This is a genomic window from Halorubrum hochsteinianum (assembly GCF_023702125.1).
Taxonomy (GTDB): Archaea; Halobacteriota; Halobacteria; order Halobacteriales; family Haloferacaceae; genus Halorubrum; species Halorubrum hochsteinianum.
Map to the genome: position 1 here is coordinate 1,488,190 of NZ_CP098415.1, position 21,917 is coordinate 1,510,106.

Annotated in this window: 28 protein-coding genes; 11 read left to right on the top strand and 17 right to left on the bottom strand. The window is 71.2% G+C overall.

Annotated elements, in window-relative coordinates:
* Positions 1–132: 132 nt before the first annotated feature.
* The 4 genes from NAF06_RS07410 to NAF06_RS07425 all read left to right on the top strand — a co-directional run bounded on the left by NAF06_RS07410 (position 133) and on the right by NAF06_RS07425 (position 3,846).
* Complete coding sequence (locus tag NAF06_RS07410) at positions 133–903, top strand: alpha/beta fold hydrolase (protein WP_008584812.1); 771 nt, start codon at positions 133–135, stop codon at positions 901–903.
* Positions 904–992: 89 nt separating this feature from the next.
* The gene (locus NAF06_RS07415) at positions 993–1,742 is read left to right on the top strand and encodes a DUF2391 family protein (protein ID WP_008584810.1); all 750 of its coding nucleotides are present in this window, start codon (positions 993–995) and stop codon (positions 1,740–1,742) included.
* 52 nt (positions 1,743–1,794) lie between these two features.
* On the top strand, positions 1,795–2,169 hold the full coding sequence (locus NAF06_RS07420; protein ID WP_008584808.1) for an Hsp20/alpha crystallin family protein: 375 nt from the start codon (positions 1,795–1,797) through the stop codon (positions 2,167–2,169).
* 3 nt (positions 2,170–2,172) lie between these two features.
* Positions 2,173–3,846, top strand: a complete 1,674-nt coding sequence (locus tag NAF06_RS07425) for an ABC1 kinase family protein (RefSeq protein ID WP_008584806.1) — start codon at positions 2,173–2,175, stop codon at positions 3,844–3,846.
* Between the two features lies 1 nt (position 3,847).
* Here NAF06_RS07425 and NAF06_RS07430 read toward each other — a convergent pair whose 3' ends face one another.
* The 4 genes from NAF06_RS07430 to NAF06_RS07445 form a co-directional block, all read right to left on the bottom strand.
* Entirely contained in the window at positions 3,848–4,726 is an 879-nt protein-coding gene (locus NAF06_RS07430) for an FkbM family methyltransferase (RefSeq protein ID WP_008584804.1), read from the bottom strand.
* Positions 4,727–4,733: 7 nt separating this feature from the next.
* Positions 4,734–5,882, bottom strand: coding sequence for a site-2 protease family protein (locus NAF06_RS07435; protein WP_008584802.1), 1,149 nt, complete (start codon positions 5,880–5,882; stop codon positions 4,734–4,736).
* Positions 5,883–6,066: 184 nt separating this feature from the next.
* Entirely contained in the window at positions 6,067–6,327 is a 261-nt protein-coding gene (locus NAF06_RS07440) for a DUF7123 family protein (protein WP_006630225.1), read from the bottom strand.
* A 335-nt stretch (positions 6,328–6,662) separates the two neighbouring features.
* Positions 6,663–7,526: a molybdopterin synthase gene (locus NAF06_RS07445; protein ID WP_008584798.1), complete on the bottom strand. Its 864-nt coding sequence runs from the start codon at positions 7,524–7,526 to the stop codon at positions 6,663–6,665.
* Positions 7,527–7,665: 139 nt separating this feature from the next.
* On the opposite strand from NAF06_RS07445, the gene pyrH reads away from it, so the two are divergent.
* The 4 genes from pyrH (at position 7,666) to NAF06_RS07465 (ending at position 11,394) form a co-directional block, all read left to right on the top strand.
* Complete coding sequence (gene pyrH, locus NAF06_RS07450; protein WP_008584796.1) at positions 7,666–8,385, top strand: UMP kinase; 720 nt, start codon at positions 7,666–7,668, stop codon at positions 8,383–8,385.
* Entirely contained in the window at positions 8,382–10,130 is a 1,749-nt protein-coding gene (lysS, locus tag NAF06_RS07455; RefSeq protein WP_008584794.1) for a lysine--tRNA ligase, read from the top strand. Before pyrH ends, lysS begins: the two co-directional genes overlap by 4 nt.
* Positions 10,131–10,385 (top strand): DUF7573 domain-containing protein, encoded by a 255-nt coding sequence (locus tag NAF06_RS07460; RefSeq protein WP_008584792.1) that lies wholly within the window; start codon positions 10,131–10,133, stop codon positions 10,383–10,385.
* A gap of 97 nt (positions 10,386–10,482) precedes the next feature.
* Positions 10,483–11,394 (top strand): sensor histidine kinase, encoded by a 912-nt coding sequence (locus NAF06_RS07465; RefSeq protein ID WP_008584790.1) that lies wholly within the window; start codon positions 10,483–10,485, stop codon positions 11,392–11,394.
* On the opposite strand, the gene NAF06_RS15480 is transcribed toward NAF06_RS07465, so the two are convergent.
* From NAF06_RS15480 to NAF06_RS07480, 4 genes are all read right to left on the bottom strand, one after another.
* Positions 11,378–11,512, bottom strand: a complete 135-nt coding sequence (locus NAF06_RS15480) for a hypothetical protein (protein ID WP_004597316.1) — start codon at positions 11,510–11,512, stop codon at positions 11,378–11,380. The two genes, NAF06_RS07465 and NAF06_RS15480, sit on opposite strands and share 17 nt — an antisense overlap.
* Positions 11,513–11,629: 117 nt before the next feature.
* Positions 11,630–11,923 carry a DUF5808 domain-containing protein gene (locus NAF06_RS07470; protein WP_008584787.1) on the bottom strand — a complete coding sequence of 98 codons (294 nt, stop codon included), beginning with the start codon at positions 11,921–11,923 and terminating at the stop codon, positions 11,630–11,632.
* A gap of 110 nt (positions 11,924–12,033) precedes the next feature.
* Entirely contained in the window at positions 12,034–13,761 is a 1,728-nt protein-coding gene (locus NAF06_RS07475; protein WP_008584785.1) for a bifunctional N(6)-L-threonylcarbamoyladenine synthase/serine/threonine protein kinase, read from the bottom strand.
* 10 nt (positions 13,762–13,771) lie between these two features.
* Positions 13,772–14,077, bottom strand: a complete 306-nt coding sequence (locus tag NAF06_RS07480) for a 30S ribosomal protein S24e (RefSeq protein ID WP_006630233.1) — start codon at positions 14,075–14,077, stop codon at positions 13,772–13,774.
* Between the two features lie 149 nt (positions 14,078–14,226).
* On the opposite strand from NAF06_RS07480, the gene NAF06_RS07485 reads away from it, so the two are divergent.
* Positions 14,227–14,814: a hypothetical protein gene (locus tag NAF06_RS07485; protein ID WP_008584782.1), complete on the top strand. Its 588-nt coding sequence runs from the start codon at positions 14,227–14,229 to the stop codon at positions 14,812–14,814.
* Positions 14,815–14,835: 21 nt separating this feature from the next.
* Here NAF06_RS07485 and NAF06_RS07490 read toward each other — a convergent pair whose 3' ends face one another.
* From NAF06_RS07490 to NAF06_RS07510, 5 genes are read right to left on the bottom strand one after another with little or no spacing between them, the layout of a single operon-like run.
* A complete protein-coding gene (locus NAF06_RS07490) occupies positions 14,836–15,459 on the bottom strand; it encodes a GTP-dependent dephospho-CoA kinase family protein (protein WP_008584780.1) in 624 nt (207 codons plus the stop codon).
* 28 nt (positions 15,460–15,487) lie between these two features.
* Complete coding sequence (gene spt4 / locus NAF06_RS07495; RefSeq protein ID WP_008584777.1) at positions 15,488–15,685, bottom strand: transcription elongation factor subunit Spt4; 198 nt, start codon at positions 15,683–15,685, stop codon at positions 15,488–15,490.
* Positions 15,685–16,260, bottom strand: coding sequence for a DNA-directed RNA polymerase (locus tag NAF06_RS07500; RefSeq protein ID WP_006114408.1), 576 nt, complete (start codon positions 16,258–16,260; stop codon positions 15,685–15,687). The genes spt4 and NAF06_RS07500 overlap by 1 nt, the downstream gene beginning before the upstream one ends.
* A 21-nt stretch (positions 16,261–16,281) precedes the next feature.
* Positions 16,282–16,752, bottom strand: coding sequence for a DUF188 domain-containing protein (locus NAF06_RS07505; protein ID WP_008584774.1), 471 nt, complete (start codon positions 16,750–16,752; stop codon positions 16,282–16,284).
* Position 16,753: 1 nt separating this feature from the next.
* Positions 16,754–17,998, bottom strand: a complete 1,245-nt coding sequence (locus tag NAF06_RS07510) for a translation initiation factor IF-2 subunit gamma (RefSeq protein ID WP_008584773.1) — start codon at positions 17,996–17,998, stop codon at positions 16,754–16,756.
* A 521-nt stretch (positions 17,999–18,519) separates the two neighbouring features.
* On the opposite strand from NAF06_RS07510, the gene NAF06_RS07515 reads away from it, so the two are divergent.
* Together NAF06_RS07515 and NAF06_RS07520 are read left to right on the top strand one after the other, a co-directional pair.
* Positions 18,520–19,035, top strand: a complete 516-nt coding sequence (locus NAF06_RS07515) for a DUF5810 domain-containing protein (protein WP_008584770.1) — start codon at positions 18,520–18,522, stop codon at positions 19,033–19,035.
* A 36-nt stretch (positions 19,036–19,071) separates the two neighbouring features.
* Positions 19,072–19,509 (top strand): DUF5809 family protein, encoded by a 438-nt coding sequence (locus tag NAF06_RS07520; RefSeq protein ID WP_008584768.1) that lies wholly within the window; start codon positions 19,072–19,074, stop codon positions 19,507–19,509.
* 103 nt (positions 19,510–19,612) lie between these two features.
* Here the strand turns inward: NAF06_RS07520 and NAF06_RS07525 are convergent, their stop codons facing one another.
* The 4 genes from NAF06_RS07525 to NAF06_RS07540 form a co-directional block, all read right to left on the bottom strand.
* Positions 19,613–19,879, bottom strand: a complete 267-nt coding sequence (locus tag NAF06_RS07525; RefSeq protein ID WP_006630241.1) for an elongation factor 1-beta — start codon at positions 19,877–19,879, stop codon at positions 19,613–19,615.
* Position 19,880: 1 nt separating this feature from the next.
* The gene (locus NAF06_RS07530; RefSeq protein ID WP_006630242.1) at positions 19,881–20,060 is read right to left on the bottom strand and encodes an HVO_2753 family zinc finger protein; all 180 of its coding nucleotides are present in this window, start codon (positions 20,058–20,060) and stop codon (positions 19,881–19,883) included.
* A gap of 142 nt (positions 20,061–20,202) precedes the next feature.
* Entirely contained in the window at positions 20,203–21,438 is a 1,236-nt protein-coding gene (locus NAF06_RS07535) for a tripartite tricarboxylate transporter permease (protein WP_008584763.1), read from the bottom strand.
* 183 nt (positions 21,439–21,621) lie between these two features.
* Positions 21,622–21,816: a 30S ribosomal protein S17e gene (locus NAF06_RS07540; protein ID WP_006630244.1), complete on the bottom strand. Its 195-nt coding sequence runs from the start codon at positions 21,814–21,816 to the stop codon at positions 21,622–21,624.
* Positions 21,817–21,917 lie beyond the last annotated feature (101 nt).

Genomic DNA, 21,917 nt, shown 5'->3' on the forward strand with positions numbered 1-21,917 from the left:
TGACGTGAGAGTCACATCGCGTATCGGTAGTGTAGCGGTTCGGGTCGAATCGACGCCGATTCGAGCCCCGGTTCCCGCCCCCGCGTCCGCTCCCTCCGGCGTTTATGGCCCCCCGCGTCGAACCGGTCCACCATGGAACGGCTCACCCACGACGGCCGCGCGACGGCGTACCGGCGCTTCGACCGCGGCGGCGACGGACCGACGGTCTGTTTTGTCCACGGCAGCGGCGGCACGAAGGACGTCTGGAAGTCGCAGGCGCGGCTCGCCGACCGGTTCCCGGCCGTCGCCGTCGACCTCTCGGGCCACGGGGACAGCGACGACGTCGCGACGCCCGCCGGCCCCGAGACGCTCGACGCGTACGCCGACGACGTAATCGCGGTCGCCGAGGCGACGGGCGCGACCGTGATATGCGGCAACTCGCTGGGCGGCGCGGTCGCGCTGCGGGTCGCCTTAGAGCGCGACCTCGCGCTCGACGGGCTCGTCCTCGCGGGCACGGGCGCGAAGCTCGCGGTGGCCGAGTCCCTCCGCGAGGCGCTCGCGAGCGACTTCGACCGGGCGGTGTCGACGCTCCACGAGCCGGATCGACTGTTCCACGACGCCCCCGCCGAGTACGTCGAACTCTCGAAGGCGTCGATGCGGGCGTGCGGCCGCGAGGTGACCGAACGGGACTTCCTGACCTGCCACCGCTTCGACGTCCGGGAGCGCCTCGACGCGGTCGACGTCCCGGCGCTCGGGGTCGTCGGCGCGCACGACGTACTCACCCCGCCGGCGTACCACGAGTACCTCGCCGACCGGATCCCGGCCGGAGAGTGGACCGAACTCCCCGACGCCGCCCACCTCGCGATGCTCGAACGCCCGGCCGCGTTCAACGAGGCGCTCGCGGGCTTCCTCGACGGACTGTAGCCCGCACCGCGCCCGGGCCCGCCCCGCTGCGGCGGTCCCCTCCCGCGAGCCAGTCACGCTTTTAGGCCGGTCGCCCGTCGCGACAGAACATGGTGGAAAGCGACGAACGGGACGCGGACACGATCCGCGGGGCGGGGTCCGGCGAGGGGACCGACGCCGCGCACGGGCCGGACGAGCCCGACATCGACGACCTGCTCGCGAAGCTCGACGCGCTCAGCGACACGGTCGACGAGGGCCACGAGCGCGAGAAGGTCCGACAGACGATCTCGCTCGTCGAGCGCATGCCCGGCCGCGCGGCGTTCGCCGAGCGGATCACAAAGTACACGTCCCGGGACCTGGCCGAGTCGTTCGTCGGCTCGGTGCTGTTCGCGCTCCCGCTGCTCGTCGAGGGCGGCGTCTTCGAGATCGCGGCGTGGTTCGCGGCGATCACCGTCGCCGGGGTGCCGGTCCTCCTCCTCGTCCACGTCGGGTTCGTCTTCGCCGCGGTCGCCGGGCTGCTCTACTTCGCCGACTTCCGGCAGATCACGATCAGACACCCGATACTCGGCTTCATCCCCCGCCGGTACGCCGGCGTCCTGCTCGTCTCGCTGACCACGTCGACGGTGATGCTGCTGTTCTGGGGGCGGCTCCACGAGGGCGATCCCACGGGCACGGAGCGCGCCGGCCGGATCGCGGTCGTCTGGGCCGCGGCCGCGTTCGGCGCTGGGCTCGGCGACATCCTCCCGGGCGAGTCGCAGGGCGAGGACATCGGGCCGATCGACCTCGACCCGTTCGACGGCGACTCCGACGGCTCCGGGCCCGGCCGCCGCGGCTCCGGCGACCGAGACCGCTCGGAGTGATCGAACCCCGCTTTTCCACAGCTTTTTCGCCGCGGCGACCCTACCGGCCTCTATGTCAGCGCTACGCGACGCGCTCCGGGACCTCCCGGACGCGGTGTTTGCGGACCTACTCGAATCCGACGAGGGGTACGTCCTCGTCATCGACCTCCCGGGCGCGACCGCCGAGACCACCGAGGTCCTCGTCGAGGACGGGCGCATCGAGATTGAGGGTCGCCGCGAGAAGGCGGTCCCCGAGGGGTTCGAGTACGTCCGCGAGGACCGCCCGCTGTTCCTCGACGCGGAGCTCACCCTCCCGACCGACGCCGACGGGGCGGGCGCGGACGCGGAGATCGACCGCGGCGTCCTCGAGATCTCGCTCCCCAAGCGCGACAGCGACGTCTCCCGGACCATCCCCGTCGACGACGCGGACGACGAGGGCGACGCCTGACGGGTGGTCACGCTGGTCAACCTTCGCGCCTACTGGCGGTTCGTCGTCGTCCTGCGGCAGTTCTCGCCGCTCATCGTCGCCTACTGGCGTGACAGGCGACGGTACTTCCTGTTCGGCGGGAGCCGCGAGGTCGACGCCGAGACCCAGCGCGAGCGGGCCGCGGTGCTGCTCGACATCCTGCTCACGCTCGGGCCGACGTTCATCAAGCTCGGCCAGATCCTCTCCACGCGGCCCGACATCCTCCCGCCGGCGTACATCGAGGTGCTGGAGGGGCTCCAGGACGACGTGCCCCCGGCGTCGTGGGAGGAGTCGAGGGTCGTCCTCGAAGACGAGTTCGGCCCGGTCGACGAGACGTTCGACGACTTCGACCGCGACCCGATAAGCGGCGCGAGCCTCGGGCAGGTGTACACGGCCCGGTACGAGGGCGATCAGGTGGCGGTGAAGGTCCGCCGTCCCGGCATCGAGTCGCTCGTCGAGGCCGACCTCCGGACGATCCGCTGGTCGATCCCGCTCATCAAGCGGTTCACGGGTGCCGGCCGGGCGTTCTCCTTGGAGAACCTCGCGGACGAGTTCGACAAGACGATCCACGAGGAGATGGACTACGCCCGCGAGCGGACGATGCTCGAAGAGATCCGCGGCAACTTCGCCGACGAGGAGCGGATCCGGATCCCGCGCACGTACGAGGCGGTCTCCGGCCCGCGGGTGCTCACGATGGAGTACGTTCCGGGCACGAAGATAAGCGACGTCGACGCGCTCGACGAGGCGGGCCACGACCGCACCGCGATCGCCGAGACGCTTCAGGAGGTGTACCTCCAGATGATCATCGAGGACGGCGTGTTCCACGCCGACCCCCACCCGGGGAACCTCGCGGTCGACGACGACGGCTCCGTCATCTTCTACGACTTCGGGATGGCGGGCCGGGTCGACCCGTTCATCCAGGAGAAGATCGTGGAGTTCTACGTCGCGGTCGCCAGACAGGACATCGACGCCATCCTCGACACGCTGGTCTCGATGGGCACGCTCTCCCCGGAGGCCGACCGGGAGGTAATGGGCAACGTGATGGAACTCGCCATCGCCGACGCCAGCGGCGAGGACATCGAGCAGTATCAGGTGAACCAGATCATCGAGCAGGTGGAGTCGACCATCTACGAGTTCCCGCTGCGGCTCCCGCCGAACCTCGCGCTGGTCCTCCGGGTCGCCACCGTCGTCGAGGGGGTCTGCGTCACGCTCGACCCCGAGTTCGACTTCATCTCGACCGCGACCGACTACCTCCGCGAGGAGGGGTACTACGAGCAGACCGCCCGCGACCTCGCCGAGGACGCCGGCAGGCAGGTGCAACGGACCACCGAGGCGCTGTTCACCGTGCCGCCGAAGGCGGACGAGTTCCTCGACCGCGCCAACCGCGACGACCTGACGGTCAACGTCGTCTTGGAGGACGACACCGACGTCTTGGAGAAGCTGGCGATGCGGATCGCCTACTCCGTGCTGCTCGCCGTCGGCGTCCTCTCGGCGACGATCCTCTACTCGTTCACCCAGCAGTGGCGGATCGCCTTGGGCATCCTCGCGCTGTCCGCGCCGCTCGCGATCGCCTTGTACCGGTCGTTCCGCACGAAGCGCGGGCTCCGCGCCACGCCGCAGTTCACCCGACAGGGCATGAAGAACCGGCGCGACGACTGACTCAGTTCCGCGCCGACGCTTCCTCGGTCGGCCGACACACCCACACGTCCTCCGCGTCCTCGACCGCGTAGCCGCGCGCCTGTAGCCACTCGCGGAGGTCGTCGTCGGTCGCGGAACCCTCGGCCGCCTCACCCCCGTCGACTCCCGACTCGGCGTCGTGAACCTCGACCACGAGCAGCGGGCGGTGGGTTTCGATCACCCCCGCCGCCCCCCGGAGGACCGCGGCCTCGTGGCCCTCCACGTCGACCTTGATCGCGTCCGGCGACGGGACGGGGACGCCCCCGGTCGCCCCGGACTCGCCGGCTCTCTCGCCCGGCCGGCGATCGCCGACCCTCTCGTCCGGTCGGCGATCGCCGACCCCCTCAACGAGGTCGTCGAGCCGCCGGACCGGGACCGACTCCGTGCCCGCGACGCTCGCGCCCCACCTCGTGGCGAGGTCGCGGTCGAACGCGGAGCACTTCGAGAACGTCGACCGGTAGAAGGTCAGCGTCGCGTCCGCGTCCCCGACTCCCGCCCGCCGGAGGTCGATCCGGTCGCCGAGCCCGTTCCGCTCCGCGTTCCGGGCCAGCCGGTCCGCGCTCTCGCCGTTTGGCTCGAACGCGACCACCCGCCGGTCGGTGTCCCGAGCCAGCGGGATCGCGTGTTCGCCGACGTGCGCGCCGGCGTCGAGGATCACCGCGTCGTCCGGCAGGCGGTCGAGCGCGGCGAGCCCGGGATCGTCGCCGTGGGGGTTCGTCGGCTCGTAGCTCCAGTAGGTCCCGGCGACCGTCCGCTTCGGGGTCGCGACGCCGAGCGCGTACGTCAGGTCGGCGAGCCGGTACAGCGTCCGGAAGCCGAGCCGTTCGGCCCGCGCGGACAGCAGCGAGGTGAGTCCGCTCATCGCGGCGTCACCCTCCGATGACTTGGATCGGCACTAAGAGGAAGCAGAGCGCGCCGACGGCGAACGTGGCGACGCCGACGGCGAGCCGCGGCAGCCCCAGCCCGCCCTCGTCGGTCGGGTCCGCCGGGCCGTTGAACGCGATCACCGCCGCGAACACGCCCCAGAAGGCCCACAGTCCGACGGACTCGTTCAGGCCGAGCCCCCGCCAGAAGTGGAGGTACGCGGCGATCCCGAACAGGACGCCGGGGACGAGCGCCGCGACCGTCTCCTGTCGCGGCCCGAGCATCGCCCGGACCATGTGGCCGCCGTCCAGTTGGCCCACCGGCAGGAGGTTGAGGAGGGTAAAGAACATCCCTACCCACCCCCCGATCACCACCGGGTGGGCGGTGAGCCGCGGGTCGCCGTAGCTCGTCGGCTGACCGAGCACGTCGGCGATGAGCCCCAAGAGCGGCGGGTTGTTGAACCGGATCATCGCCCCGGAGGAACTCGCCAGCTCCGCGGGCACTCGGATCGGGTCGAGCGAGAGGCCGATCGCGGTCACCGCCACCGTCGCGACCAGCCCGGCGATGGGACCGGCCGCGCCGATGTCGAAGAGGACCTTCCGCGAGGGCATGCGGCCGCGGATGCGGATGACCGCGCCCAGCGTCCCGAACGGGAAAATGAACGGGATGACGTACGGGAGCGAGACGGGGACGCCGTGGTAGCGCCCGGCGGCGTAGTGGCCGAGTTCGTGGGTCATCAGGACGCCGAGGACGGCGGCGGTGAACGGCCACGCCCGAAGCAGCGTCAGCGGGTTCGACTGGATCTCCGAGAGCGGGACGTAGTACCAGCCGTACGCGCCGACGAACAGCGTCGACAGCACGGTCGCCGCGAACATGGCGACGTTCACCCAGGGGATCCCGTCGCCGCCGCGGTCGAACGGCGTCGCGACGACGACGTGGCCGCCCTCGACGGCCTCGACGTCGACCTCGTAACCCGCCTCCCGGAAGTACGGAGTCAGCTTCCGCAGCAGCGTCCGCTCCGGGACGTACGACTCGCCATGGTATCGCACGCGGCCGTCCTCGCGACGGACCTCGTCGATCCGGAAGAAGGTTCGGAGCGGCTCCGGACGCGGCGCGCCGTCGTCGGGCGTCGCCGCGTCCTCGTGGTCTGACATCGGCACGTCGTAACCGGTCGGCGAGTATAAACCCCGCGTCGGCGGGCACGGGGACCGGAACCGAACCACCGGAGCGGTCGCTCGCGGATTCGAGCGTGTCCGAAAAGCGCGGGCGGGGACCGCGCCGCGGGTCGAGCGCGGCGGGGATCGAACGAGTCGGCTGCTGTCGCGGCGCGAGACCGGATCAGGCGGGCTCGACGCGCCAGGTCGTCGCGCCCGTGTACGACCACTTCTCGACCGTGAGCTCCGTCGCGGAGTCGCGGAGCTTCACCATCAGCGCGCCGATCTCCTTCGGGGAGAGGTCGACGTCCTCGGAGATGAACTTCCCTTTGAAATACATCTCGCCGTCCTGTGCGCGGTCGAGCAGGTAGTCCTTCAGCCGCTCTTCCTTGCTGCGGTCGTCGTTCGCGCTCGCGTTCGTGGAGGGGTTCGCAGTCGCGCTCATAGTACATCCCACGCTTGCCGCCGGAGGGTGTTATAAAGGTGACACCGTTGGGTGACGTTCAGAGGGTTTCAGGGCGTTTCACCGAGACCGCGCGGCTAAAACGTGTCTGACGGACGTTTTAGAAACGTTTTAAACCGGCTTAGAAATTTTATAAACAGTTCTAAACCCTTCTTCTCGGATCACGACTTCGTCATCGATGCCGTCGTCGTCGCTCCGTTCGACCGACGGTTTGCGGCAAAAACGACCCTATTCCGGCCCCTCGGACCGACCGCGCGCCCCTCGCGCGGCGTCGACCGCGCCGGCGTCCGCACCGTCCGCGCGGGCCTCCGGCTCCCTCAGTCGCGCCGGTGAACCCAGAACGTCTCCGACTCCGTCGCCTCCTTCTTGAATATCGGCACCTCGTCTTTCAGGCGGTCGATCCCGTCCTCGACGGTCCGGAACGCCTCCCGCCGGTGGCCAGCGAGGACGACGACGAACACGATGTCCTCGCCCGCCTCGATCACGCCCGTGCGGTGGTGCATCCGCACGTCGAAGACGCCGTCGCGGTCCGTCAGCTCGTCGGCGATGGCGTCCATCCGCTCGGCGGCGACCCCCTCGTACTTCTCGAAGGCGAGGTGCGTCGTCCGGTCGTCCTCGGGACCATCGCGGGCGCGCACGCGACCGGTGAACGTGGCGATCGCGCCCGACCGGTCCGCGTCCGCCGACGCCTCGACGCGCCGCACCAGCGTCTCGCGGGTGATCCACGGCTCCGCGGCGTCGAGGTCCGCGACCAGCCCCTCGAGGTCGACCGCGTCCGGGGCGGGCGCGGTCGCGAGGACGGTCCCCGGCACGCTCTCGGGGTCCGGGTCCTCGCCGAGGAGGACCGCGGGCACCCGCAGCCGCGACTCGCCGACCGCGATCAGGTAGTCGTGGTCGGGGGCGAGCCCGTCCAGCAGGTCGTCGAACCCCTCGGTCTCCCCTCGGCCGGTCCAGTTCCCGTCGCCGTCGAACGCGAGCGCGGTGTCGGCACCGGGGCGCTGTCCGGGGTCGGCGACCCCGCCGTCGACGACCCCGCCGTCGGCGGTCGCGTCGCCCGAGCCCGGTCGGTCGCCGTCGGCGGCGTCGTCCCGCTCGACGACGGCGACGCGCCCGCCGAGCCGCGCCGCGAGCCGTCGCGCCAGCCTCGGAGCACCGTCCCCGACGATCGATATCGGTCGCATACCCGAGAGCGGGACGCGACCGGCTTAGGCGTTTCCCGGTCGGCTCGGGGCGACGGCCGGGGGTCGGCGGCTCCCTCGGCGCGACCCGCGCGTCCGGGCTTGACAATCCTTAAGACCGCGACAGGGGTACTCGTCGCCAATGAGAGTCGTCGTTTCTGTCGGCGGAAGCGTCCTCGCGCCGGACCTCGACCCCGAGCGCGTGGCCGCGTACGCCGAGGCGATCGAACGGCTGGTCACCGACGGCTGCGAGGTGGGGGTCGTCGTCGGCGGGGGCGGCGTCGCCCGCGAGTACATCGAGACGGCCCGCGAGATCGGGGCCAACGAGGTCGAACTCGACCGGCTCGGCATCGGCACCACTCGGCTCAACGCGCGACTGCTGATCGCGGCGCTCGGCGACCGCGCGAACCTCGCGCCCGCGACCGACTACGAGGAGGCCGGCGCGGCGCTCCGCCGCGGCGAGGCCGCGGTGATGGGCGGCGTCACCCCGGGACAGACGACCGACGCGGTCGCGGCCGCGTTCGCGGAGTCGGTCGACGCCGACCTGCTCGTGTACGCCACCAGCGCCGACGGCGTGTACGACGCCGACCCCAACGCCGACCCCGATGCGACGCAGTACGCGTCGCTGTCGCCGGCCGAACTCGTCGATATTGTCCTCCCGATGAGCCGGAACGCTGGGGCCTCCGCGCCCGTCGACCTGCTCGCCGCAAAGCTGATCGACCGGGCGGGGATCCGGTCGATCGTCCTCGACGGGACCGACCCGACCGCCGTCGTCGACGCCGTCCTCCGCGGCGACCACACCGGGACGGACGTGGTGCCGACCGACGGCGACGAACCGAGCTACTGGACGGGTGAGCGATGAGCGCGGACGACGCCGACCGCGACGGTCCGGCCGACGACTCGCCGGCCGACTCCCAGCCCGACGACTCCCCGCACATCCTCTCCGAGGCGTCCGCGTTAGACGAGGGAGAGGCGACCGACGACCGGGCGGACGAGACGTTCCGCGCCTTCTGGGCCGACGTGGTCGCCGACGAGATCGAGGCGCGCGAGCCCGACGAGCCGATCGTGATCAAGGGCGGCGTCTCCCCCTCCGGGGTCGCGCACCTCGGCAACTTCAACGAGATCATGCGCGGCTACTTCGTCGCCGAGGTGCTCCGCGACCGCGGCCGCGAGGTCCGACAGGTGTTCACCTCCGACGACAAGGACCCGCTCCGGAAGGTCCCGCGCAAGCTGGCGAACGCCGACGGCGACATCGTCGGGCTCGGCGAGGTCGACGCCGGCGCGCTCGGCCGCAACCTCGGGAAGCCGTACACGTCGATCCCGGACCCGTTCGGCGAGTCCGAGTCGTACGCGGCCCACTTCGCCGGCCTGCTGAAGGCCGACGCCGACCGGCTGAACGTCCCCGTCGAGATGCTCTCGAACACCGAGCTGTACGCCGACGGCGACTTCGACGACGCGGTCCGGACGGTCCTCGGCGACGTCGACCGCGTCCGCGAGGTGCTCTCCGAGTATCAGGACAAGGTCGACGACGAGTACGTCCCGTTCAACCCCGTCTGCGAGTCGTGCGGGAAGGTCACGGAGACGGTGACGGCCATCGACCTCGATCGTGAGACCGTCGACTACCTCTGTACCGACATGGACGCCGGCGGCAACACCATCGAGGGGTGCGGCCACGAGGGCACCGCGACGTTCCGGGAGGGGAAGCTCCCGTGGCGGCTGGAGTGGCCCGCCCAGTGGGGCGTCCTCGGCGTCGACTTCGAGCCGTTCGGCAAGGACCACGCGGAGGGGTCGTGGCCCTCCGGCGTCGACGTCGCCCGGAACGTGTTCGGCGAGGAGCCGCCCGTGCCGATGGTGTACGAGTGGTTCACGCTCAACGGCGAGGCGTTCTCCTCCTCCGAGGGCAACGTCGTCACGGTACAGGAGCTGCTGGGACTGCTCGAACCCGAGGTGCTGCGCTTCTTCTTCGCGCTCCACCCGAAGAAGGCCCGCGACCTCGACGTCGAGCGGCTCGACCAGCTCGTCGACCGCTTCGACCGGTTCGAGCGCGCCTACTTCGGCGAGGTCGACGACCCGGACCTGACCGCCTTCGCCGAGCGCGCGTACCCGTTCGTCGTCGGTCGGCCCGACGACCCGCCGACGGAGAAGCCGATCCGGCTCCCCTACACGTTCGCGGCGGTCCTCGGGATGGTGGACGACCCCGACTTCCGCGAGCGGCTCGCCCGCGACGAGGGGCACATCCCCGACGACGCCGACGACGCCGCGGTCGACGCCGCGCTCGCCCGCGTGGAGCAGGCCCGCAACTGGTCGGAACGGACCGGGAACGAGTACGACTACCGGCTCCAGACCGACCTCCCCGAGGCCGAGTTCGACGACGACGTCGCGGCCGCGCTCGACGACCTCGCCGACTTCGTCGCGGCCGGCCAGGACGGCGAGGAGATTCAGGCGGAGATGTACGAGACCGCCCGCGACCACGGCGTCGAGGTGAGCGACTTCTTCGCGGCGGGGTACCGCCTGTTCTTCGACGACACGCAGGGGCCCCGGCTCGGCGAGTTCCTCGGCGAACTGGAGCGCGAGTACGTCGTCGACCGGCTCCGGCGGGAGGCGTAGATGTCCGAGGACCGGTCGCTCGACGACTTCGCCCCGGACGGAGCCGTCGACGACTCCGACGAGACCACCGAGGCCGACTCGGACGCCGATCCCCCGGACACCGACCCCGCCGCCGACGCCCCGGACGCCGCTCTCGCGACCGCCACCTCGACGTGGCACGCCGACGGCGCGGCCTGCGACCGGTGCGGCGAGCGCGTCGAGCGCCGCTGGCGCGACGGCGAGGCGTTCGTCTGTGCGGACTGCGCCGCGTGGTGACCCCCCGCCGCTCCGGCGTCGGGCGGTCAAAGTTTAAGCCGTCGGCCGTAGACGCGCCCCCTACGAGAACATTCACTTGAGTATAAATTAAATACAAATGAAATGTAGATCGGAATTCGTCTACGGCCGGTCGGCGACCGCGCTCACGGCGGCGTACCTCTGTGTCGGAGCGCTGTTCGCGGTCGCGGCCGACCTCGCGGTCGCCGCCGCGAGCGGCACCGCGACCGCGTGGACGCCGACGCGTCTGGTCGGCGACTGGCTGCTGATCGCCGGCTCCGGCGGTCTCCTCTACGGAGCGGTCACCTACCACCGCCGCCGGGCGGAGCTCGCCCGTCGGGACCTCGAAACCTCCAACCAGCAGCTACAGGTGTTGAGCCGGGTGTTCCGGCACAACGTCCGGAACGACCTCAACGTGATCCGCGGGTACGCGGACCTCCTCGGCGACCGGATCGACGACGACCGCGGCGAGGAGTACGTCGCGACGATCCGGGAGACGACCGACGACGTCGTCGCGATCAGCGAGAAGCTCCGGGTGATCGAGGACGCGTCGCCCGAGCGACCCGACGGTCGGGTCGACCTCGTCGACGCGGTTCGCGAGGCGGTCGGAACCGTCGACGCCGACGACGCCTCGGTCACCGTCGAGGGCCCCTCGGAGGCGTGGATCCGCGCGGACGACTCCGTCGCCTTCCCGATCCGCGAGGTGTTCGAGAACGCGGTGACGCACAACGACGCGTCGACCCGACGCGTGGACGCGACGATCCGCGACGACGGGGCGACGACGTGCCTGGAGGTCACCGACAACGGCCCGGGCATCCCCTCGGACGAACGCGCCGTGTTACAGGCCGAAGAGGAGACGGCGCTCTCGCACGCGAGCAGCATCGGACTGTGGCTCGTCAAGTGGATGTGCGAGACGCAGGGCGGCACCGTCCGGTTCGAGGCGGACGACGACGGCACCACGGTCCGGCTCCGCTTCGAGTCGACGACCCCGCCCGCTACTCCAACTCGGTGATCGTCACGGCGTACACCGCGCCGCAGTTGCCGCACTCCACGTGAACCCCGCGGCTGGTCTCTCCGCGGGTGAACTCGGAGATCTCCTCCGAACACGAGCACTCGAACTGTACCTTCATTGGCTCCACTCCGTCCTTCTCGTATTTAAAAGAAACCGATACGGAATCAGCGGCGAGAACCGGCGACCGCGTCGTCGCGGCACGCGGAACCGACCGGTGGATCCGGCGCGACCGCGCTCAGTCGTCGTCGACGATCACTTCCACCGGCCCGTCGTCGTCCTCGGGCGCGTCCTCGTCGAGGCCGCCCGAACCCCCGGACTGCTGTTGCTGGTAGTACAGTCCGCCCGCGACCGCGAGGACGATCCACGACCGCCAGTTGGCGAGGTTCAGCGTGTAGCCGATGCCGAACGGCTTCTCGACGAGCATCCCCTTGCCGGGCTGCCAGTACGACGAGAGGAGCCGCCCGAGGCTCGGCCGCTCGAAGTTGTACGGAATGCCGAGAATCTCTCCCGACGACTGTTTGTCTGCCATACGACGCACTCTGTCGGCCGGCACCATAAATCGTGGCGCAACCGGTCTCTGGTCGCGCCGCGCGGCCGCCCGACGCCTCTCCGCACCGCTGCCCGGCCGCACCGCCGCCGTCAGCGGTACCGCCCGCGGTCGGCGACGTCTCGGAGCCGGTCGATGACCTCGGGGTCGCCGACGGAGTCGTACCCGGCCTCGAACGCCGCGATCAGCGGGTCGGGGTCGGTCGCGGTCGCCCGGATCGACCCCTCGAACACGTGGAGGTCCATCGCGTGGTCCTCGACGTGGCCCGTGTGGTAGCCGAGCCCGAAGTCGATGAGGTACGTCTCCGGCGTCTCCCCCGCGCCCCCGTTCGATCTCCCGTCGCCCCGACCGCCCGGCGACACCCGGACGTTCCGGGTGGTCGGGTCGCCGTGGACCATCCCCGCGCGGTGGAGCCGCGCGAGGCGGCGGCCGACGCGCTCCGTCCAGCGCTCGTCGAGGGCGGCCGCGAGGTCCCGCTCGCCGACGTACTGGAGGGTCAGCGTCGCGGTCGCGAGGTCGACGTCGTACACGAGCGGCGTCGGGACCCCCGCGCGCCGCGCCTCGCTTGTCAGCCGGGCCTCCGCGACGGTCCGCTCGCGCCTGAGCGTCCGGTCCAGTTCCGGGTGTCGGTACGACTTCGCCACCCGCCGCTTGGTCACGCGGCGGTCGTCGCCCGCCCCGCTGACCGCGACGGTCGCCTCCGCGCCGCGGCGGTCGGCCGCCTCCGCGCTTGTCTTCCCTGCGCCCGTTGCCTCTCCGCCGCCGGGGACCCGCGCGACGGACTCGCCCGCCCGCCACGTCACCGGCACCTGATCGGGCCGGAAGTTCGGGTCGACCGCGGACTCGGCGACTGGGAGGGTGTCGCCCGCGGCGGCCATCTTCGCGCCCAGCACGGCGATCATCCCCGCGTTATCCCGGAGGAAGCGCGGCTCCGGGGCGAAGAAGTCCGCGCCGCGGGCCTCGCACATCACGGCCAGCATCTCCCGCAGGCGGTCGTTCTGCGCGACCCCGCCGCCCAACACCAGCTCGTCCGCGCCAGTCAGCGACAGCGCGCGCTCGGACACCTCCGCGAGCATCGCGAACACGTGCTCTTGGAGCGAAAAGCAGATCCGCTCCACGTCGACGCCCTCGTCCGCGGCGTCGTTGGTAGCCGAGCTGATCCCGGAAAACGAGAAGTCCATCCCCTTGACGACGTAGGGCAGATCGAGCAGTTCGGCCGCCGCTTCGGACCCTCCGCCCCCGGCCTCGCTCGCGTCCGCGGCGAACTCCTTCGCGGCCGCCTCGACCTTCGGCCCGCCGGGGTGGCTCCAGCCGACGTGGCGGGTGAACTTGTCTATCGCGTTGCCCACGCCGGCGTCCATCGTCTCGCCGAGCACGCGGTAGCGCCCGTCGTGGTAGCCGAGCAGGTGGGCGTTCGCGCCCGAGGCGTTCAGGCAGACCGGGTTCTCGAACCCCGACCGGTGGCGACCGATCTCCAGGTGCGCCACCATGTGGTTGACGCCGACGAGCGGCACGTCGAGCGTGCCGGCCAGCGACCGCGCCGCGGTCCCGACGATCCGGAGGCAGGGACCGAGCCCCGGTCCGCGCGAGAACGCGACCGCGTCGACCGCGTTCGGACCGTACTCCGCCTCGGCCGCGGTCAACACCCGGTCGACGACCTCGGGGATCGCCTCTGACATGTGTTCGGCGGCCTCCCGCGGGTGAATGCCGCCGCTGTCCGGCTCGTAGGGGTCGGATTCGATGAGAACTGAGTCGGCCTCGGCGTCGTACAGCGCGGCGCTCGCGCACCACGCGGTACCCTCGATGCCGAGAACGCGCATCCGGCGGGCGTTAGGCTTCCTCGGCGTCCGCCTCTTCGTCGCCGATCTTGTTGCGTTCGAGCATGTGCTCCTGTTCGACGTCTAAGGCGTCCGCGGCCGAGTCGTACACCTTCGCGTAGCCGATCGTCTTGCGCATGCCGAACTTCGTGTCGAGCTCGTGGACGACGACCTCCTCGGAGTCTTTGTCCAGCTTGGCCGCGAGCGAGTCGCGGACCGACAGCCGCGAGGGGGTCGCCTCCTCGTGCGTCGTCTCGAAACGGATGTCCGTGCGGTGCAGCATCGGGTTCTCCTCCTCGGAGATGATATCGACGTCCATGGTTCAGTTAAGCGTATATCCCCTCGAAAGCTGTAAAAGGATTTCGAAGCGGGGGTGTCCCCGCCGAACTGCTCGCCGGTCGTCGACCGACCGTCCCGTTCGGCGTCAGGGTTTCACCCTTCCGGACCGTGCCTTCTCCTGTCACACGGATGCCCGACGACGACACGCGGTTCGACCCGGCCGACCGATCGCGATACGAACTCAAGCGGGCGGCGAACATCGTCGTCCCGTTCTCGCCGATCCGGAAGGCCCGGGCCTGCGGCGTCATCGCCCTGCTCGGCGCGCTCGCCGCGCCGCTCGTCGCGACGCTCCCGGCGTCCGTCCGCGAATCGGCCTTCACCGGCCCGCCGGCCTCGGCCCCGCTCGGCGTCGCGGCCGTCGCCCTGGCGGGCACGGTCGCGGCCGGCGGCGCGGGCCTCGGCCTCGTCGCGCTCCAGCGCCGCCTGGCCCGCGGTCCGGAACCGACCGACGACGAGGTCTGGACGCTCCTCGCCGTCGAAGACGCGCTCACGGGGATCGGCTTCGTCACCGGCGGCCTCGGCGTCGTCGTCGGTCTCTCGCTGCTGGCGAGCGGTCACTGGGGGCTCGAAGCGCTCGACGGCCTCCGGCGCAACGGGATCGAGCCGTACCTCTCGCTCCCGGGGATCCCCCTGACGCCGTGGCTGGTGAGCGCTGTCGGCCTCGTCGCCGGTCTCGCCGTCCTCGCGGCGACCGTCGTCGCCGTCGACCCCGAGTGACGCCGCCCGGCCGCCCCGAACTCAGTCCGCGTCGGTCCCGCCGACCTCGTCCGGGTCGACGCCGAGGATCTCGTAGGCGACCGCTGCGTCCCCGTCCAGCCCCTCGAACAGCTCCCTCGCCCGCCGTCGGGCCTCGGGCGTGACCGCGACGCGGACCATCCCCTCGCTCGGCTGTCCGTAGACGACGGTCGACCCGAGCGGTGCCGCGAGCATCGCCGGTAGCGCCGCGAGGTCCTCCTCGCCGGCCACCTCGATCGTCACCGGGTCGGCGGCCGCGAGCGCCTCGGCGAGCGCGTCGAGCAGCGCGGTCGACAGCGCCGCCGCCGGGTTCTCGACGGTCGTCCGTCGCCCCTCTGTCTCGGCGAGCGCGGACGCTATCTCCTCGCGGACCGCCTCGCGCTCCGTCTTCCCGTCGACGAACGCCACGTCCGGCGCGCGACCGGCCTCCCGGAGGTGGTAGGTGACCACGTCGCCGACCGCGATCAGTTGCGGGCGACCCGTCGCCGCGGAGCCGTGCCGCTCGCGGGTCTCGTCGGCGGCCTTCAGGAGGGCGCTGGCGTCGGTCGTCACCGGTCCCAGCGGCTCTTTGAACGCGTCGCGAAGCGATTCGGGCAGCGTGAGAAGGGGGTCGGGCGAGTCGGTCATCGGATTCCGTCGGCGGCCGCGGGAACGGTTATCGGACCTTGAGCGCGTACGCGCCCGCCTCGGAGACGTTCATCTCCTCGGCGATCTGGCTGTCCGTGGGCTTGGTGATGATGACGTAGCCCGCCCAGTCCTCCGTCAGCGACGACGACCCGCACAGCGCGCAGGTCTGGGCGTCGGGGTCGTTGACGTGGTGACACTCCCGACACGCCAGGCGGTCCTCGACCATCAGTCGGCCTCCTCACCGGTCTGTTCGCGGTGTTTCCGCTGGCCTTCGAGCCAGTCGTGTTTCCCGAGGCCGGGCTGTTTCGCCGTGAGTCCGATCTTCGAGTCGCGGGGGTTGCGCTCGTCGATGCTCTTCGTGACGACGCGGACGCGCACGGCGTCGTCGACCCCGAGCGTCTTGTCGGAGTCCGACGAGGCGAGCTGCTGGTTCGCGCCGTCGAACGTGAGGTACTCGTCGGTGATCTGCGAGACGTGGAGCAGCCCGTCCACCGGACCGATCCCGACGAAGGCACCGAACTCCACCGTCTCGACGACGGTGCCGTCGGCGACCTCCTGCATGTCGGGGTCGTAGGTGAGCGCGTCGAACTCCGCCTCGTAGTAGACGCCGGGCCGGTTGTGTAACACCGCCCCTTCGCCGATGTCGTGAACCTCGATGACGCTCACGACGCTGCCGACGTCCTCGTCCATCCGTCCTTCCAGCTTGTCTTGGAGCAGAGCTTTCACCCGCTCGTCGGTGACGTCCGCCAGGTGCTTCGGCGGGACCTCGACCGTGTCCTTGAGTCGAACTCGTTTGTACATGTTGTTGGTTGTCCGCGGCCGCTATGGTTCCGTTATCGCCAGTGTGTTCCGACCCCTTAAACCGATTACTGGTGCGCCCGCGTCCAGCACCCGGGTCGCGAGGGGCCCGTCGACCGTGACGACGGCGTCGACCCGGCCGGCCGCGGCCAGGGCGACGAGCGCGTCGTCGGCGTACGATTCGTCCGTCTCGACCGGATCCGCCCGCCCAGCGAGGTCCGCCCCGACGCTCGCGGCGGTCGCCTCCGCGCCGTTTCCGCGCTGGAGGCCGTCGAGCTCCGCGGTCACCGTCTCCGGCACCACGGCCTCGTAGCCGCCGAGGACCCGGTCCAACTCCTCGAACAGCCGGAGGTCGGCTTCGACCGGGGCCATCAGGGCGCTCGCGTCGAGCGCGACGACGGGCACGCCGCCGTCCCCGTCCCCAGCGAGCCCCTCGGCGTGGGCGTCGCCCGCGACGGTCGGCGTCCGACCGTCCGAACGGGCGTCGTCGGTCACGCTACGCGAGGGTCCCGACGCCGATGAGCCGCCAGCGCGCGCCGACGCGCCGGTTGATCGCGATCTGTGCGCCCTCCTCGGCGCAGACGGGGCGCTTGAGGCTCACCTCGCACTCGCCGTCGCGCGCGCTCGTCACGGCACCGACCGTCGTCGCCGTGCCGACCGTGAGCATCAGCGGCTCGCCGGTGCTGATCTCCTCGATGTCGCTCTCGCCGCTCTCGTCGTCCTCCTTGCCGACGACGCGGTCGAGGAGGTCGACCTTCATCTCGAACTCCTCGCGGGTCGGCGGGAGCGTCCCCGGTTCGCCCGCGACCTGTCCGGCGAGGGCGTCGCCCTTCGTCAGGCTCGGGTCGAGCCCGGTGCCGACGCCGAGGAGGCCGCCGGGGTGGGCGGTCTCGACGTCGTGGTCGCCCGCCTGAAGCGACCGGACGGTCGTTTCGAGGGGTCGCCACTCCGTCTGGCCCTCCTCGTCGACCTCGCGGCCCGGGCGGATCTCCAGCCCGTCGCCGACCGACAGCTCGCCGCTGACCAGCGAGCCGCCGACGACGCCGCCCTTGAGGTCCTCCGCGGTCGCGCCCGGTCGGTTGATGTCGAACGAGCGGGCCGCGTACATCCGGGCGTGCTCGCTCGGGTCGCGGTCCGGCGTCGGGATCTCGGACTCGATGGCGTCGATGAGGAGGTCGAGGTTGACCTCCTGTTGGGCCGAGACGGGGACGATCGGCGCGTCCTCGGCGACGGTCCCCTCGACGAACTCCTGAATCTGCTCGTAGTTGTCGACGGCGCGGTCGCGGTCGACCAGGTCCACCTTGTTCTGCGCGATGACGATGTTCTCGATCCCGATGAGATCGAGCGCCATCAGGTGCTCTTCCGTCTGGGCCTGCGGGACGTCCTCGGTCGCGCTCACGACGAGGACCGCCCCGTCCATGATCGAGGCACCCGACAGCATCGTCGCCATCAGCGTCTCGTGGCCCGGGGCGTCGACGAACGACACCGTTCGGACCGGCTCGCTCGCGGAGCCGTCCTCGCACTCCTCGTCGACGGTGTAACACTCCGGCTCGTCGACGCCGGGACAGCGGCGGAACGTCGCGTCCGCGTACCCCAGCCGGATCGAGATACCGCGTTTCATCTCCTCGCTGTGCTGGTCGGTCCACGAGCCGGACAACGCCTGTACCAGCGTCGTCTTCCCGTGGTCGACGTGACCGACGAGACCGATGTTCACCTCCGGTTGTGTGTTGGCTTCAGTCACTGTTGGACCTCCTAACGGAGTAGTCTTACCGGAAATTCGCCCCGTGCGAGTGATAAAGTTGCTGTTATCGATACAGGACGGCGACGATTCGATTTATAAACCGAAACGCGGTGGCGCGTGCCGGAGAGCGCCGCCCCGCGGCGCGAACCGCACGCGCGAGGGAGTCGCGAGCGGACGGGCGACCAAAGGGAGCTCGGAGCGAGCGACGAGGCTGGGGAGGCGTGAGGTGCTGTGCGGAGCGGGGCGGGACTTGAAGGGGCAGCCGCGAGGGCGAAGCACGCCGTAGCAAGCACCGCAGCGAGCGGCGCGAGCGAGGAGCGCAGCAAGGCGCGCGAGCCCTCGCGGCTGGGGCTTCGGCGGCCGTGTCGCCGGTAACGACTGTCTCGTATCGAGCGGCTGCGGCTTCGGTGGTCCAGTCTGTAGTTGTTCTAGACCCGACAACACCGTTCCGATCGTTCGACGCGTTTCCCACGTCTGAGGCCGACGCGGCTTTACGGCTCACCGACGAACCCACGCCCGACATGGGATACGCGTGCCCCGTCTGTGACACCCCGCAGCGCGACGGCGAACACCTCGCGCACCACCTCGCGTTCACCGCGATGCTCCACGGCGGCGACCACGAGGACTGGCTCGACGAGCGCGTCCCCGACTGGGGCGACCGGGAGCCGGCGGGGCTCGCGGCCGAGGTGACGCTTCACGCCGACGACGCCGAGTACGAGGAGGTGTTCGAGGACACCGTCGCCCGCGGCCGCCCGGACGTGGGGATGGGGTCGGGCGCGACCGACGCCGGCCACGACCACAGTCACGACCACGCCGGCCACGACCACGCCGACCAGAGCGGGTCCCGCGGGGTCAGCGTTCCCGACCCCGACGCGCTCGACGACCCCGCCGTCGCGGAGGCGATCCGCGAGGCGCGCGAACTGACCCGAGAAGGAACCGAGGACGCGGACGCCGCGGACGACACCGACCCCCAGGAAGGCGACGCCGACCCCGACGACTCCGCCGACCCCGACGACCCCGACGACTCCGACGCGTAGCGGAACGCCCTTGCCCGCGCCCGGTCAACACCGCGTATGGAGACCAGAGGCACGTTCGCTCCCGAGACGCGAGCCGAGGCGCTCGAACGCTACGAGGAGGTCGGTCCCGTCGCGCAGGTCGTCGTGCGCGAGGCGACCAAGGCGATGTCGTTCGACGCCGACGAGTACGACGAGCGCGTCACGCCCGAGGTGATCCGCACCGCGCGCGACGCGACGTTCGCCGAACTGCTCGCGGTCCACGTCGGCGAGGGCGACGAGTTCGACGCGTGGCTCGCCGACAGCGAGTTCGACGACGAGGACGTGGTCCGGATCGGCTCCGACAACGTCGACAACGTCGTCTGGCACCCGATCCCCTTCGCCGACGCGGTGATCGCCGCGACGTATCAGGACGAGCCGGACGCGGCGGCCAGCACCCTCCGACGCAACGCCTTCGGGCGCGTGTACCGCGAGGAGTTCTACGAGTCCGGCCGGTAGGTCGGCCTCCCGCGGTCCGCGGCGCTGCCGCTCTCCGAAACGAACGAATCCGCAGAACGGACCGCGAGCGTCGCGTCCGCGACGCGTCAGCCGGGTCGCCGCCTCAGAGGCGACCGACGTTCTCGACGTTGACCGACTCGACGCCGTCGACCTCGGAGAACGCCTCCTCGACGGCCTCCGTGCCGCCCGCGCCGTCGGGAACGATGACGGTCGGGAGGAGCGCGACCAGCCCGAACGCGACGTCGTCGCGCTCGAAGCCGCGGATCTTCGCGCCCTCGGGCAGGACCTCCTCTAAGCGGTCCTGGAGGTCGTCGAGGTCGACATCGGGGCTGTTCGGCATGACCTTGATCTTCGCGGCGACGTCCCCCATCTTACGGCCCCCGGAAGCCGCAGTCGTGGCACTCGTAGAGGTTGCTCTGCTTCCGGCACTTCGCGCACCGGTAGATGGTCGCGCCGCAGTCCGGACAGGAGAACTGGGCGGCGTTCATGCCGGACACCTGGATCCCACAGGAGACGCACTGCGGGGTACCCTTCGAGTCGCTCTGGCTCATACACGTACTCACCGGCGCGCGACTTTTAACCGTTGTTCTTTGCCCCGGAACGCCCGTGCGGCCCGATACCGCACCGCTCGACCGCCCGAACCGCGCCCGCCGACGGCTCTCCGGAGCGCTTCCTAACGCCCCCGTGGCGGTCTCAGCCGACGATCAGCGGCCCGATCAGCACGCCCATCAGGTGGACGCGCCGGGCCCCAAGCCGGGGCGGGACGAGTCCCAGCGCGCCGGCGACGAGGAGGACGCCGACGCCGAACGCCCCGGCGAACGCGTACGAGAGGAGCGCGAGCAGTCCGAGCACGCCGAGCGACAGCCGGGTGTAGTCGGCGTCGCCGACGATCCGGAGGTACGGGTCGCCGAGCAGCACGACGAGGGCGAACCCGAAGCACGCGGCGGTCGCGGCGGCGACGAGCAGTATCGGCAGCGCGAACGGGACGCCGGCCCGGTCGATCGCGACGGTCACGCCCGTCCGCGGCGTTCCGAGCGCGACCAGCGCGAACAGCGCGAACACCGTGTTCGCCGTGCTCGCGCCGCTCGTCGCCACGACGAACCCGCGGTCGGCCGACTCGCGCGGCACCGCGGGCATCGCGGCCGCGGCGGCGATCGCGGCCGACACCCCCGGCACGTAGCCGACCACCGCGCCCGCGAGCGAGCCGGCCCCGGCGCTCGTCCCGAGGGCGCGCGCGTCCATCGCGATCCGCGGGTCCGCCTGCGGCGGGACGCCCTCGCCGCCCACGGCGTCGACGAGGACGGGGACGCCGAACAGCCCGGCGAAGAGCGGCGCGAGGACGCCGCCGGTCGACAAGGGAGCCGCGGGGTCGGCGTCGAGCGTCGCCAGCCCGAGTGCGGCGCTCGCGAGGAACGCGACCGCTCCCCCCACCGCGGCCCGCCGCGACGACTCCGTGAGCACGAGCAGCGCGACGACGGCCCCGAGCAGGAGCGGCAGGTGCGCCCGCAGCGTCGGGTACGCCCGCACCATGACCCACGTGACCGGAACCGCCAGCGGGACCGCGAGCGCGACCGCCAGCCCGGAGCCGACCGCGGAGAGCCGGACCGCCTCCCGTCCCCGTCCCGCGATCACCAGCCGGTGACCGGGGAGCGCGGCGACCGCGGTCGCGGCGTCGGGAACGCCGAGCGCGAGCGCGGGGACGATGTCGAGGAAGGAGTGGACGACTCCCGCGCCGAGCATCGCGACGCCGACGAACAGCGGGTCGGCCGGCACCGACGGGGCGAAGCCGGCCAGAACCAGCGCGAAGTTGTTGGCGTGGAGCCCCGGAACCAGCCCGCTCGCCGTCCCGAGGGCGACGCCGCCGAGCAGGAACGCCAGCGCGCCCGCTGCGAACGTCGGGTCGACCACCGGTCGCACGAGCGCGTCCATCGGCGGCGGTGGCCGCGGCTTCCGGGATAAACGTCGGGTGAGGGAAACTACGCGCGGAAGAAGCGCCGGGTGGGAGAAGCACCGGGCGGAAGAAACACCGGACGGAAAAAACCGGACGCCCGTCGCCGGCGACGACTGCGGCGGTCGCTGGACGTTGTCGAAACGAACCGGTAGAGAACCCGCTTACGCGTGCTGTGCCGCCTGCGACTTCTTCTGCGTGACGTAGCCCGCGATGCGGTTGCGGACGCCCTTGGACTCGACGGTGGTCAGCGCCGTGACGCTCTCCTTGTTCGTCTCGAAGTCCGTGTTGAACGAGTCGGGATACCGCTCCAGCAGGGCGTTCCCTAGCTGCTTGATGTACTTGGGCTTGATGGCCATACCGAGCGATACCGGTGGCCCGAACTAAAAGGGTTCGTTCCGCCGCGAGCGGCCGCGAGGCGCGGTCCCCACCTCGAATCCGACCCGGCGCGTCGATCCCG

Coding starts and splice junctions, on each gene's coding strand:
- lysS (WP_008584794.1), top strand. CDS start 8,382: ATGAGCGCGGACGACGCCGACCGCGACGGTCCGGCCGACGACTCGCCG.
- NAF06_RS07480 (WP_006630233.1), bottom strand. CDS start 14,077: ATGGACGTCGATATCATCTCCGAGGAGGAGAACCCGATGCTGCACCGC.
- NAF06_RS07500 (WP_006114408.1), bottom strand. CDS start 16,260: ATGTACAAACGAGTTCGACTCAAGGACACGGTCGAGGTCCCGCCGAAG.
- NAF06_RS07535 (WP_008584763.1), bottom strand. CDS start 21,438: ATGGACGCGCTCGTGCGACCGGTGGTCGACCCGACGTTCGCAGCGGGC.
- NAF06_RS07415 (WP_008584810.1), top strand. CDS start 993: ATGGTGGAAAGCGACGAACGGGACGCGGACACGATCCGCGGGGCGGGG.
- NAF06_RS15480 (WP_004597316.1), bottom strand. CDS start 11,512: ATGAAGGTACAGTTCGAGTGCTCGTGTTCGGAGGAGATCTCCGAGTTC.
- NAF06_RS07525 (WP_006630241.1), bottom strand. CDS start 19,879: ATGGGGGACGTCGCCGCGAAGATCAAGGTCATGCCGAACAGCCCCGAT.
- NAF06_RS07470 (WP_008584787.1), bottom strand. CDS start 11,923: ATGGCAGACAAACAGTCGTCGGGAGAGATTCTCGGCATTCCGTACAAC.
- NAF06_RS07465 (WP_008584790.1), top strand. CDS start 10,483: ATGAAATGTAGATCGGAATTCGTCTACGGCCGGTCGGCGACCGCGCTC.
- NAF06_RS07440 (WP_006630225.1), bottom strand. CDS start 6,327: ATGAGCGCGACTGCGAACCCCTCCACGAACGCGAGCGCGAACGACGAC.
- NAF06_RS07460 (WP_008584792.1), top strand. CDS start 10,131: ATGTCCGAGGACCGGTCGCTCGACGACTTCGCCCCGGACGGAGCCGTC.
- NAF06_RS07540 (WP_006630244.1), bottom strand. CDS start 21,816: ATGGCCATCAAGCCCAAGTACATCAAGCAGCTAGGGAACGCCCTGCTG.
- NAF06_RS07490 (WP_008584780.1), bottom strand. CDS start 15,459: ATGACCGACTCGCCCGACCCCCTTCTCACGCTGCCCGAATCGCTTCGC.
- NAF06_RS07430 (WP_008584804.1), bottom strand. CDS start 4,726: ATGAGCGGACTCACCTCGCTGCTGTCCGCGCGGGCCGAACGGCTCGGC.
- NAF06_RS07420 (WP_008584808.1), top strand. CDS start 1,795: ATGTCAGCGCTACGCGACGCGCTCCGGGACCTCCCGGACGCGGTGTTT.
- NAF06_RS07410 (WP_008584812.1), top strand. CDS start 133: ATGGAACGGCTCACCCACGACGGCCGCGCGACGGCGTACCGGCGCTTC.
- spt4 (WP_008584777.1), bottom strand. CDS start 15,685: ATGGTCGAGGACCGCCTGGCGTGTCGGGAGTGTCACCACGTCAACGAC.
- NAF06_RS07520 (WP_008584768.1), top strand. CDS start 19,072: ATGGAGACCAGAGGCACGTTCGCTCCCGAGACGCGAGCCGAGGCGCTC.
- pyrH (WP_008584796.1), top strand. CDS start 7,666: ATGAGAGTCGTCGTTTCTGTCGGCGGAAGCGTCCTCGCGCCGGACCTC.
- NAF06_RS07445 (WP_008584798.1), bottom strand. CDS start 7,526: ATGCGACCGATATCGATCGTCGGGGACGGTGCTCCGAGGCTGGCGCGA.
- NAF06_RS07485 (WP_008584782.1), top strand. CDS start 14,227: ATGCCCGACGACGACACGCGGTTCGACCCGGCCGACCGATCGCGATAC.
- NAF06_RS07530 (WP_006630242.1), bottom strand. CDS start 20,060: ATGAGCCAGAGCGACTCGAAGGGTACCCCGCAGTGCGTCTCCTGTGGG.
- NAF06_RS07475 (WP_008584785.1), bottom strand. CDS start 13,761: ATGCGCGTTCTCGGCATCGAGGGTACCGCGTGGTGCGCGAGCGCCGCG.
- NAF06_RS07435 (WP_008584802.1), bottom strand. CDS start 5,882: ATGTCAGACCACGAGGACGCGGCGACGCCCGACGACGGCGCGCCGCGT.
- NAF06_RS07515 (WP_008584770.1), top strand. CDS start 18,520: ATGGGATACGCGTGCCCCGTCTGTGACACCCCGCAGCGCGACGGCGAA.